General features: G+C 65.5%; 12 protein-coding genes. 4 read left to right on the forward strand and 8 right to left on the reverse strand.

Annotated elements, in window-relative coordinates; translation table 11 throughout:
* Positions 1–870: aromatic amino acid lyase (locus EN745_RS20540; RefSeq protein ID WP_189363107.1), on the forward strand; the 870-nt coding region annotated here is incomplete at its 5' end.
* A gap of 75 nt (positions 871–945) precedes the next feature.
* Here EN745_RS20540 and EN745_RS20545 read toward each other — a convergent pair.
* The 8 genes from EN745_RS20545 to EN745_RS20580 all read right to left on the reverse strand — a co-directional run bounded on the left by EN745_RS20545 (position 946) and on the right by EN745_RS20580 (position 8,501).
* Positions 946–2,013 carry an ABC transporter ATP-binding protein gene (locus EN745_RS20545; protein WP_127422117.1) on the reverse strand — a complete coding sequence of 356 codons (1,068 nt, stop codon included), beginning with the start codon at positions 2,011–2,013 and terminating at the stop codon, positions 946–948.
* Positions 2,013–2,801, reverse strand: a complete 789-nt coding sequence (locus tag EN745_RS20550) for an ABC transporter permease (protein WP_127422118.1) — start codon at positions 2,799–2,801, stop codon at positions 2,013–2,015. The genes EN745_RS20545 and EN745_RS20550 overlap by 1 nt, the downstream gene beginning before the upstream one ends.
* Complete coding sequence (locus tag EN745_RS20555) at positions 2,801–3,670, reverse strand: ABC transporter permease (protein WP_127422119.1); 870 nt, start codon at positions 3,668–3,670, stop codon at positions 2,801–2,803. The genes EN745_RS20550 and EN745_RS20555 overlap by 1 nt, the downstream gene beginning before the upstream one ends.
* 29 nt (positions 3,671–3,699) lie before the next feature.
* Complete coding sequence (locus tag EN745_RS20560; protein WP_126059001.1) at positions 3,700–4,761, reverse strand: ABC transporter substrate-binding protein; 1,062 nt, start codon at positions 4,759–4,761, stop codon at positions 3,700–3,702.
* Between the two features lie 39 nt (positions 4,762–4,800).
* Positions 4,801–5,775 carry a PfkB family carbohydrate kinase gene (locus EN745_RS20565; protein WP_127422120.1) on the reverse strand — a complete coding sequence of 325 codons (975 nt, stop codon included), beginning with the start codon at positions 5,773–5,775 and terminating at the stop codon, positions 4,801–4,803.
* A complete protein-coding gene (locus EN745_RS20570) occupies positions 5,772–6,809 on the reverse strand; it encodes an ADP-ribosylglycohydrolase family protein (protein ID WP_126058999.1) in 1,038 nt (345 codons plus the stop codon). The genes EN745_RS20565 and EN745_RS20570 overlap by 4 nt, the downstream gene beginning before the upstream one ends.
* 1 nt (position 6,810) lies before the next feature.
* Positions 6,811–7,536 carry a GntR family transcriptional regulator gene (locus tag EN745_RS20575; RefSeq protein ID WP_126058998.1) on the reverse strand — a complete coding sequence of 242 codons (726 nt, stop codon included), beginning with the start codon at positions 7,534–7,536 and terminating at the stop codon, positions 6,811–6,813.
* Positions 7,537–7,718: 182 nt separating this feature from the next.
* A complete protein-coding gene (locus tag EN745_RS20580) occupies positions 7,719–8,501 on the reverse strand; it encodes an IclR family transcriptional regulator C-terminal domain-containing protein (RefSeq protein WP_127406846.1) in 783 nt (260 codons plus the stop codon).
* Between the two features lie 91 nt (positions 8,502–8,592).
* Here EN745_RS20580 and EN745_RS20585 point away from each other — a divergent pair, with 91 nt between their 5' ends.
* From EN745_RS20585 to EN745_RS20595, 3 genes are all read left to right on the forward strand, one after another.
* Positions 8,593–9,450, forward strand: a complete 858-nt coding sequence (locus EN745_RS20585) for a CoA transferase subunit A (protein WP_127422121.1) — start codon at positions 8,593–8,595, stop codon at positions 9,448–9,450.
* A complete protein-coding gene (locus EN745_RS20590) occupies positions 9,447–10,250 on the forward strand; it encodes a CoA-transferase subunit beta (protein ID WP_127422122.1) in 804 nt (267 codons plus the stop codon). The genes EN745_RS20585 and EN745_RS20590 overlap by 4 nt, the downstream gene beginning before the upstream one ends.
* Positions 10,251–10,653: beta-ketoacyl synthase N-terminal-like domain-containing protein (locus tag EN745_RS20595; RefSeq protein WP_281034784.1), on the forward strand; the 403-nt coding region annotated here is incomplete at its 3' end.

The raw sequence follows: 10,653 nt of genomic DNA on the forward strand, positions 1-10,653 counted from the left end.
CTGGCACTTGTCGACGCGCTGTCTGCGATGGAACAGCAGCAGCAGGCCGGCGCGCTGACCATGGAAGCGCTCGCGGCCAACCGCACCATTCTCGATCCGCGCCTGCATGTCGCGCGGCCCGCGGCCTGCCAATTGCTGGCGGCAAGGACGCTGCGCGACCTGCTGGCGCGCGATCATGAAACGACGCAGACGAGCTTGCAGGATCCGCTGTCGATCCGCTGCATGCCCTCGATCCACGGGGCGCTGATCCAGGCGATCGATCATGCCAGGCTGGCGGTCGAGATCGAGCTCAACGCCGCCGCCGACAATCCGCTGGTGCTGGTCGAAGACGCGTTGGTGCTGTCGACCGGCAACTTTCACACCGCGTCACTCGCGCTGGCCTTCGAGACGCTTGGCCTGGCAATCGCGCAATGCGCGGGGGCTTGCGCCGCTCGCTTCATCCAGCTCACCGGCTCGGGCCGCAACAGCCTGCCCAAATACCTGTCGCCGCTCGGCGGCGCCTCCGCCGGCTTCGTGCCTCTGCAGAAGACCGTTACGGCGATCCTGGCCGCGATCCGCCATAAGGCCAACCCCGTGATGCTCGATTACCTGCCGGTCTCGGAAGGCGTGGAGGATCACGCAACGCAAACGCTTCTGGCGGTTTCGAAATGCGCCGACATGATCGTACTGTGGCGACGCCTGATCGCCATGGAACTGATGGCGGCGGCCCAGGCCGTCGACCTGCGTGAAGGGATCACGCTGGCGCCGGCAACCGCTGTCATCCACGCTTCTGTCCGCACGCATGTCCCGGCGCTCAAGGAGGACAGGCCGCTCGGGGCCAACGCCAACGTGCTCTACGCCGCGCTCGCCGACGGCTCTTGGCGGGCCTGAAAAACAAAGAGTTGGCCGCGTTTCTTGAATCGGCGTCAGCGCGACACGCTTCAGATGACCGCCCGACGGCGTCGATTAGCCCGCCGCGATCAGCACAGTACTGTCCGGCGACCAGCTGAGCACCACCGGCTGACCTTCAGCCAACCTTTCGGCGCCGGTGTTCTGCACGATCACCTTCAGCGTCTGGCCGTCGCGGTCGACAAAATAGGTGCTGTTGTTGCCGGCGAAGATACGCTTGGACACCTGTCCCTTGAGCGTATTGGCATTGTCCGCATCGGGCTTCGCCGCGCCGGTCGAGATCTGGATACGCTCCGGCCGCACCGCGCAACTAGCCTTGGCGCCGGCTGCCAACGAGGGCCCTGACGAGGCATTGATCGCCGTGCCGTCGGGCAGCCGGATGCCGGTGCCGGTCGCGTCGCCGCGAAAGATGTTGGCGTCGCCGAGGAAGGTCGCGGCGAACTCGCTTTGCGGTCGGTCGTAGATCTCCTCCGGCGGCCCCTCCTGCACCAGCCTGCCGTCGCGCAGGATGCCGATGCGGTCGCTCATCGTCAGCGCCTCTTCCTGGTCGTGCGTGACGAAGATGGTGGTGATGCCGATCTCGCGCTGGATGCGCTTCAACTCGATCTGCATGTCGACGCGCAGCGCCTTGTCGAGCGCGCCGAGCGGCTCGTCGAGCAACAGCACGCGCGGCTTGGTGACGATGGCGCGCGCCAACGCCACGCGCTGGCGCTGGCCGCCGGAAAGCTGGTGCGGCCGGCGGGCACCCAGCTTGCCAAGTTGGACGAGGTCGAGTGCCCGCTGCACCTCGGCGGCGATCGTCGCCTTGGCCTCGCCGCGCACCGACAAGCCGAAGGCGACATTGTCGGCGACGCTCATATTGGGAAACAGCGCATAGTTCTGGAACACCATGCCGATGCGACGCTTCTCGACCGGCACGCGCCCGACGCTCTCGCCGCCGATGGCGATGCGGCCGCTGTCCGGAAAATCGAAGCCGGCGATCTGGCGCAATAGGGTGGTCTTGCCGCTGCCGGACGGCCCGAGCAGTGCGTAGAAGCCGCCGTCGGCGAAATCGATCGAGACGTCATCCAGCGCCTTGTGCGCGCCGAAACTGCGCGAGACGTTCGCTACCTGGACGCCTGCCATTATTTCTCTCCGCCGAATTTGAAGAAGCGCGCCGTGACCAGCATCAGCGCCATCGACACCACGATGATGATCGTCGACACCGCGTTGATCTCGGGCGTGAAGCCTTTGCGGATCGCCGCATAGATCTCGACCGGCAGCGTCGTCTGGCCTGGGGTCGACAGGAAGTACGAGACCACGAACTGGTCAAACGAGACGGCGAAAGCGAACAGACCGCCGGCGATGACGCCGGGCATGATCCAGGGCAACGTGACGCGGTTCGTCACCTGCCACTGGTTGGCGCCGAGCGAGCGCGCCGCCTCCTCCAGCTCCGGCGCGAAGGTCTGCAACCGGGCCGAGACAACGACGATCACATAAGGCAGCGCCAGCGCGACATGGCCGAGCAGGATGGCTACCAGCCCGCGGCCGATGCCGATGCAGAAGAAGAAGATCAGCATCGCCGTGCCTGTGATCAGCCACGGAATGGCGATCGGCGGGAAGAGCAGCGCCTGCAGGGCCTTCTTGCCCGGGAATTCGTAGCGGTAGAGCGCCAGCGAGGCGGCCGAGCCGAGCACGGTCGAGATGATGGTGGTGATGACCGCGATCTCGATGCTGTTCCAGGTCGCCGCGATCAGCTGGTCGTTCTGCCAGAGCGAGGCGTACCAGTCCGTCGTCCACTCGAGTGGCAATTGGTAGAAGGGCGAGGCGTTGAACGACATCAGCGCCATGATGATGATCGGCAAATAGAGGAAGGCGAGCAGCAGGACGATGTAGAACCGCCCTAGCCATTCGAGGATGCGCGTCGTCGCCATCAGGCGGCCCTCCGCAACACTGGCGAGGCCACCGCCAGGATCGCCAGCACGACGGCAAGCAGGATGAACGAGAGAGCGGCGCCCAGCGGCCAGTTGAAGACGGCGACGAACTGGTCCTCGATGACGGTGCCGTAGAAAGTGCCGGTGCGGCCGCCGAGAATACGCGGCTCCATGAAGGAGCCGACGACCGGCACGAAAATCAGCGCCGCCCCCGCGATCAGGCCCGGCATCGACAGCGGTATGATGACGCGCCAAAGAACCTGCCGCCGCGAGGCGCCGAGCGAGCGGCCGGCCTCGATCAGCGAATCGTCGATCGCCTGCAGCGTCAGGTAGCAGGTCAGCACCATGTAGGGCACGTAGGAGTGCACCAGGCCGATGATGACGGCCGGGTAGGAATACATGAGATCGATGTTGATCTTGAACGGCAGCACGGCGTTGAGTGCCGTGTCGAGGATGCCGCCCTCGCGCAGCACCATCGCCCAGGAGAAGATGCGCACCAGCCCGTTCGACCAGAACGGCAGGATGACGAGCAGGAAGATCGCCTCCCGGCTGCGTCCCTTCAGCACCTTGGCCAGCACATAGGCCGCCGGATAGCCGATCACCACGCACCAAAGGGTGACCTCGAGGCCGAGCCGCAGCGAGGCAAGCAGAAGCGTCAGATAAAGGCTCTGCGAGAAGAAGGCCGCGTAGTTGTCGAGCGTGAACGCCCATTCCTTCCCGGCCAGCGGCAGGTCGGTCATGAAGGAGAAGAAGACCATGGCCGACAGCGGCAGGAAGATCGCCACCGTCAGCCACAGATAGGCCGGCAGGAGAAGCGGCAGGGCCGGCCTCAGTCCGCGCCGCGAACCGATCGCATGCTGGTCAGCCATGGATGCCTCTCCTCCCCGAAAGACGCCGACTACTTCACGTTGACCTTCAGCTCCTGCCAGAGCGCCAGGTACTTCTCGCGCTGCTCGTCGGTGACCGGCGCCTGGAACTGGATGCGCTTGGCGACGTCCGGATCGCCCATGACCTTGCGGTTGAATGCATCCTCGGGCAGCGCCTCGACCGCTTTGGTGTTGGCCGATACCGGCGCGCCGACCTTGGTGACCCATTCGACGTAGAATTTCGGGTCGATCATGTAGTTGATGAAGGCTTCGGCGCCCTCGACATTCTTGGAGCCTGCCGGGATCGAGAAGGCATCGAGCCAGGCGACGGCGCCTTCCTGCGGGATAACCAGCGAGACCGGCAGCTTGAAATGCGTCTTGGCGCGATCGGCCGAGCCGCTCCAGTAGGTGCCGATGTCGATCTGGTTGGAGGCGACCATCTGGTTCCAGTCGTTCTCCGAGCTCCAGAACGTCTTGATCTGCGGCATCAGCGAGGTGAGCTTCGCCTTGACCGCTTCCATGTCCTTGATGTCGTTTATGTTCTGGCCACTGGCGATGGCGCCGAACTGCACCGCCTCGACGGCGTCATCACGGATGATGACGCGGCCCTTATGCGCCGGATCCCACATTTCGGCGATGCTCGTCGGCGGCTTGGGGAACGACTTCTCGTTGATCGCTAAGGCGGTCAGCCCCCACACCCACGGCACGCCATAGACCTTGCCGTCATGGTTGAGCATCGGTGAGCCGGCCTTGTCCTTGCTGATGTCGGCGTAGTTGGCAAGCTTCGAGACGTCGATCGGCTGGATCAGCTTGCCGGCCATCGCCTGATCGTTGAAGGCGGCATTGATCATGACGACGTCGTAAAGGCCGGGATTGGTCCTGAGCTTGGTCAGCATCTCCTGTTCGGAGTTGAAGAAGTCGTTGACCACCTTGTTGCCGGTCGCCTTCTCGAAGGCTGCGATCGCCCATGGCTCGTCGGCGCCGTAACCCTTCCAGTTGAGCACATGCACTTCACCGGCATTGGCGGCAAGCGTGAATGCTGAAGCGAAGACGGCCGTGGCCGTCAAAAAAGCGGTCAGTCTGGGCATGCGCATGTTTCTTTCCTCTCATTGTTTGCCCGGTTGGCGGGCTTGTTAAGTTGTGGCCTCTCGTTCCCGGTCCTGCGCGATCGCCGCTTGAACGCGCCGGGCAAGGAATTCCTGGGTTTCGGCGTCGGTCGGCGCCGACGATCCGCCATGGCGGGTAACGGAAATCGCTGCCGCCGCATTGGCATAGCGCGCTGCCTCGCATGGCGGCATGTCGCGCGACAGGCCGCTGACGAAGGCGCCGATATGAGCATCGCCGGCGCCGTTGGTGTCGACGGCGGCGACCTCGAAACCGGGTATGGCGCGCGTACCGCCATCGGCCAGCCGCACTAGGCAGCCTTGCGCGCCGTCGCGGATGACGACGCCTGCCGCTTTCCGGCAATGGTCGGCGAGCAGCCGGATGGCTGCAGTCTGCGCGTCGCCCGAACCTGCGATCGCGGCCGCCTCGCTGGTGTTGCAGCTCAGCCAGGTCGTGCGCGCCAGCACCCTGTCCAGGATCGGGCGCGGAATCTCGGCTATCACCGGCGTTGGATCGAAGACGAAGGGGACTTCCGCCGGCAGCGCCTCGATCCAGTCGGCGAGCGCGTCGCGGCTGCCGGGATAGCTCAGCGTGTAGCCGGAGGTAAAAACCCAATCACCGGCTTGGACTTGGACGGAAGCCATCATGTCGCGCGTGAGCCGGCTCTCGGCGCCCGGCCAGGAGACGAAGGTGCGCTCGGCGTCGCCGCTGATCATGGCAACGCAATTGCCGCTGTCCATCAACGGCGACGGCGGCGTCAGCGTCGAGATGCCTTCGGCGGCAAAAGCCGCGCGCAGGAAATCGCCGTCCGGCCCGGTACCGAGCTGACCGCCGAACACCACCCTCATGCCGGTGCGCCTCGCCGCGACCATCATGTTGAAGCCGCCACCGGCGACCCGCGCGTAGCTCGACGCGGTCTTTTCCGTGCCGGGCGCCGGCAAGGCGTCGATGCGGTAGACATAGTCCACCACGGCGCTGCCGACATGGACCAGCCGTCCACTCATGCTGCAGCCTCCTTGCCGGAGCGGATCTTTGCCTCGCGTGCCGCGATGAGATCGTCTGCCAGCGCGCGAACCGCGGCGAGATCGATGCCGTGCAATTTGGCAATGCGATCCTGCGGCAGGCGCGACAGGCCGGCAGAGGCACCTGCCATGCTGGCGGCAATGGCGCCGATCGTGTCGGTGTCGCCTCCGAGATTGGCGCTGATGACAGCCGCTCGCCACGGATCGCCTTCGGCGACCTCCAGCACGGCGAACGCCGCCGGAACCGATTCCTGGCTGGCGACGCCGGTGCCGACCAGATCGACGATCAGCCGGATCGCCTCTTTCTCGGCCTTGCCGCGCACAAGGTCCTGCGCCCAGGCGATCCGCGCGGCGATGTCGCCGCCGGTGACCCAATGCCCGAGCGTTGCCCCCAACCGTGCCGCCGTCACGGCGCGCTCGGAAGCCGCGCGCCAGTCGGCGCCCGAGACTCCGCCGCTGACCGCCAAAGCGACCGCGGCGGCCGAAGCTATGGCAATCGAGGTATTGTGCGTGGCCCGGCAGGTTTCCGCGACCTTCGCAACCAGCGTGTCGAGTGGCTCCGGCGGCATCATGATGCCAACTGGCGCGATGCGCATGGCCGCGCCGTTGGTGTCGCCGCCGCTGCCGGCCTCCTCGGGCGGCACGCCGTCATTGATGGCGTCGATGGCGCGCTTGGTCGACGGGCCGAGCAAGTCGTAGCTGCCGCGTGCCTTGACCCCGCGCTCCCAGTCGAGCAGCGCATTGACCCAGCGCGTGTGGTCGAAACGGTCGCCGGACCCGACCAGGATGCGGCCAAGCAGCAGCGCCTGTTCCGTGTCGTCGGTGATCGTGCCGGCTTCAAGGCCCTTCGACACCGGATGATCGTCGACGGGCGCGACGAAGTCGTCGACATGGCCATAGAGTTCGGCGATGCGGCCGGGCGACAGAAGCTGCGTCGGCATGCCCAGCGCGTCGCCAAGCGCGCCGCCGATCAGCGCGCCCATTGCCCGGTCGATCACCCCGGCCGCATCCGTCATCTCAAAACTCCAGATGAAGGGCGAAATGCGCCGGGTTGAGCAGGCTAGTGACGAATTCGATCGGTCGACCATCGGCGGCGCGAGTCAGGCGCCGCGTCCGCAGGAAGGGCGTGCCCGGCGCGCAGTCGAGGATGGCGGCATCGGCGGCGCTCAGCATCTCGATGTCGACCCACTCCTCGCCATGGTCGGGAACGAGCCCTGCTCCGCGCAGCGTCTGGTGCAGCGAGCCTTCGCGCAGGCCGCGCAGCGGCACGTCTTCCAGTTCGGGCGACAGCGGCAGGCGGCTACGCTCGATCGAGATCGCATGGCCGTCATTTGCATTCGTGCGGACGCGATCGACAGCGATGAAAGCTGGATTGTCGACGCCAAGCTTCGCCGCAAGCTCCGCGTCCTCGATGACTTCGAGCCGCAGCGTGCGCGTCTCGGCATTGGCGCCCGCATTGGCAAGCGCGCGCGACCAGCCGACGGCATCATCGACCGGCATGCCGTCAAAGGTGACGAAGGAACCGATGCCGACCCTGGTGGTGATCAGGCCGCGACTCGACAATTCCTCGAGACCTTTTCGGACCGTGTTGCGGCTGACGGAGAAGCGCTGGACGAGTTCGTTCTCGCTCTGCAGACGGTCGCCGAAGCCGAGCACGCCGGAGCGGATTTCGTGCTCCAAAACCGTCGCGATCTGCTCCGGCTTGCCGGTGCCGGGAGTGAGCTGCGTCGCGCGACGGGCCATATCAATACCTGTTCATTGAACCTGTATAATCCTGTTCAATAATGCATTTGAAAGGCGGCGTCAACGGTCGAGTTCGGCGCATGCAGGCGCCGCCGTTGCGGCCAGCCCCCGTCACTATACGGGGAGAAGTGCCCGGCAGGGCGATGAGGGGCGGCGCCGACTTCAGACAGTTGGCTGGCCAGTCAGTCGAAGAAGAATTCCTCGACCCGCTGCTTTGCTTTGCGCAGCACAGGCAGGATCTCGCGCTCCATCGCCTCGACCGAGAACCGGGCCGACTGCGTCGAGACGTTGATGGCGGCGACTACCTGGCCGGTACGGTCGCTGATCGGCACGGCTATCGAACGCAGGCCGAGTTCCAGTTCCTCGTCGACAATGGCGAAGCCATCCGCCCCCGCCTTGTCGATTGCCTTGCCCAGCGCGGCGCGGCTGGTGATCGTCCGAGGCGTCCGCGGCTCGATCTTTGCATCGGCGAGGAAGGTCTTCATCTCATCGGCCGGCAGCCCAGAGAGCAGCACGCGGCCCATCGATGTGCAGTAGGCGGGCAGCCGGGTACCGACGTCGAGCGCCACGCTGAGGATGCGGCGGCCGGGGATGCGCGCGACATAGACGACGTCCTCGCCCGACAGCACCGCGGCGTTACAGGCCTCGTCGAACTGCCCGGCCACCTCGCGCATGATCGGTGCAGCGAAGCTCCACAGCGAGGCACCGCCGAGCCAGGTCCGCGCGATAGTGAGCAGGCGTGGCGACAGCGAAAACAGCCGGCCCGACTGTGTCGCGTAACCCGCGTTCACCAACGTCAGCAGAAAGCGGCGGGCGCCGGCGCGCGTCAGGCCGGTTTCCTCGGCCATCTCGGTCAGCGTCATGCCGGCGGGATAACGCGCGAGGACCTCCATCACCGCAAGCCCGCGCTCCAGCGAGCCGACATGATCGCGCGAACTGGCCTCGCCTTCTAGAGCCGTCTGCATGGCGTTGACTCCCCTTCAGGGTAAGATTAGAAAGTATCACATATCAAACATATGTTCGCAATACGAACTTTTCGATACCGGGAGCCGAAGAATGGTGAAGTTCCTGCCGCTGAAGGAGGCTGTCGCGGAGAACCTGCATGACGGCGATACGGTCGCCTTCGAGGGCTTCACCCATCTGATCCCGACAGCGGCCGCGCATGAGGCCATTCGCCAGGGCTTTCGCGACCTCACTTTGATTCGCATGACGCCGGACCTGATCTACGACCAGATGATCGGCATGGGCATGGCGAGAAAGATCGTCTTCTCCTATGTCGGCAATCCCGGCGTCGGCCTGCTGCGGCGCGCCCGCGACGCCATCGAGAATGGCTTTCCGCGCGCGATCGAGATCGAGGAGCACAGCCACGCCGGCATGGCCAACGCCTATGAGGCGGGTGCCGCCGGCCTGCCCTGCGCGGTCTTTCGCGGTTATCGCGGCGCCGGCCTCGCTTCGGTCAACCCGAACATACGGTCGCTCACCTGCCCGTTCAGCGGCGAAGTGCTCGCCGCCGTTCCATCGATCCGGCCCGACGTCAGCTTCATCCATGCGCAGAAGGCCGACCGCAAAGGCAATGTGCTGGTCGAAGGCATCATCGGCATCCAGAAGGAAGCCGTGCTTGCGGCCAGGCGCGCCGTGGTGACGGTCGAGGAAGTGGTCGACAATTTCGACGACCTCCACCCCAACCTCACCGTTCTGCCGAGTTGGACCATTTCGGCAATATCCGTTGTGCCGGGCGGCTCGCATCCCTCCTACACCCATGGATATTATGCGCGCGATAACGCGGCCTATCTCGAATGGGACGAGATCGCCGCCGACCGTGACCGTTTCCAGGCCTGGATGCAGAAGAACGTCATCGAGAGCAGCGCGGCCGACTTCGCCGCCCGCGTCGAGCATCTGAGGAAAGCGGCATGAGCGATGCTGGAAACCGGGGCTTCACGCCCAACGAGATGATGACGATCGCCGCCAGCCGGGCGCTGAAGAGCGAGGATGTCTGCTTCGTCGGTATCGGCGCGCCGTCTGCCGCCTGCAACGTCGCGCGGCTGACGCATGCGCCCGACATCACGCTGATCTATGAGAGCGGCACCATCGGCACCGCGCCAGACGTGCTGCCGCTGTCGATCGGCGATGGCGAACTGTGCGAGACAGCGGTTACCACCGTCGCTGTGCCGGAGATGTTCCGCTACTGGCTGCAGGGCGGCCGCATCTCCATCGGCTTCCTCGGCGCGGCCCAGCTCGACAGGTTCGGCAATATCAACACCACCGTCATCGGCGACTATGCACACCCGAAAACGCGCCTTCCCGGCGGTGGCGGCGCGCCGGAAATCGCCACCTCTTCAAAAGAGGTCTACATCACCATGGCGCAGTCGAAGCGCGGCATGGTCGAAAAGATCGACTTCTTCACCTCCTTCGGCCATGGCGACGGCGGCGATCACCGCAAGCGTCTCGGCATCGATACGGCCGGCCCGACGCTTTTGATCACCGACCTCGCGATCTGGAAGCCGGATCCGGTCACCAAGGAATTCACCGTCGTGTCGCTGCATCCAGGCGTGACCCGCGAGCAGGTGCAGGCGACCTGTGGCTGGGTGGTAAAATTCGCCGAGGCCCTTGACGAGACGCCGGCGCCGACGGAACTCGAGCTGACGACATTGCGCGATCTTCAGGCCCGCACCAAGGCGGCGCATGAGGGGACCGCCAAGGGGAAAGCTGCATAGATGACCGACGCCTTCATCTGCGACTACATCCGCACGCCGATCGGCCGCTTCGGCGGCGCGCTGTCCTCGGTACGAACGGACGATCTCGGTGCGGTACCCTTGAAGGCCTTGGTCGAGCGCAATGCCGGCGTCGACTGGGCGGCGGTTGAAGATGTCATCTATGGCTGCGCCAACCAGGCCGGCGAGGACAACCGCAACGTCGCCCGCATGGCGCTGCTGCTCGCCGGCCTCCCCCAGGACGTTCCGGGGTCGACCGTCAACCGCCTCTGCGGCTCGGGCATGGATGCCGTCACCATCGCGGCGCGCGCCATCAAGGCCGGCGAGGCCGAGCTGATGATCGCCGGTGGCGTCGAGTCGATGAGCCGCGCGCCCTTCGTCATGCCCAAGGCTGACACCGCCTTCT

This window comes from Mesorhizobium sp. M4A.F.Ca.ET.022.05.2.1 (assembly GCF_003998845.1).
Lineage (GTDB): Bacteria > Pseudomonadota > Alphaproteobacteria > Rhizobiales > Rhizobiaceae > Mesorhizobium.